Origin of the sequence: Bradyrhizobium cytisi, assembly GCF_008123515.1 — a bacterium.
Taxonomy (GTDB): Bacteria; Pseudomonadota; Alphaproteobacteria; order Rhizobiales; family Xanthobacteraceae; genus Bradyrhizobium; species Bradyrhizobium cytisi.
Map to the genome: position 1 here is coordinate 1 of NZ_VSSR01000100.1, position 835 is coordinate 835.

The 835-nt window shown below is 59.9% G+C and carries 1 protein-coding gene; it reads right to left on the minus strand.

Annotation, left to right across the window (positions count from 1 at the left end):
• A partial coding sequence (locus FXB38_RS39825; protein ID WP_148756355.1) for an IS701 family transposase occupies positions 1–835 on the minus strand: 835 nt, incomplete at both ends.

Here is an 835-nt window from a genome sequence, read left to right on the forward strand (position 1 = left end):
TTGTGATCGAGCCCGAACTCGTTTTTCGCGGTTTCAAAGCTGTCCTCGATCGCCCATCGATGGCCTTCGACCGCGACCAGCGTTTCAATTGACGTTCCCGCTGGGCACCAGGTGGTGAAGAAGGCGAGGTCTCCATCGGCGATGCGACGACGGATCCGTAGACCGCGCGTCCACAAACCAGCACTTGCACCGTTGAATGGCTCGGCCTCGAGCTCGGCCAATTCGAGATAACACCAATCGTGCAGCCGTGGTCCTTTGGTTCCGGCTCCCGCCGACAGGCGCTTCCAGTCGGATGAGCGCCGCGTCCGGGCGATGTCTGCGGCCGTACCAGCGACCGGCGGTCGTTTGCCCCAGGATCGAAACACATGAGCGCTGCTGACCCCAAGCACGTAGCCTTTGCCGGCCCGACGTAATTGCTGTTCGATGGCGCCAACGCCGTAGACGGTATCACCGGCAACCCACCTGAACGGTACAGACGCGGCTATCGCGCGTGCGATCATTTTCGTCGCAAGCTTTGGTTTGGTCGCAAAGCTCGCATCGGCAGGCACATAGGCGGCTTCCAGACGATCCGGATCGTCGGTCCATTCCTTCGGAAGATACAGCGCGCGGTCGATGAACGCATGACCATGACGCGAAACGTAGGTAGCGAAGACGCCGATCTGGCAATTCGTAATCTTGCCTGCCGAACCAGTGTATTGCCGCGCCACTCCACATGACGCTTTGCCCTGTTTGAGAAAGCCGGTCTCGTCGATCACCAGCACTGCATCGTCATCCGCCAAATGTTCGATGACATAGTCGCGCACGATATCGCGCAGGGCATCAGCGTCCCAATCCC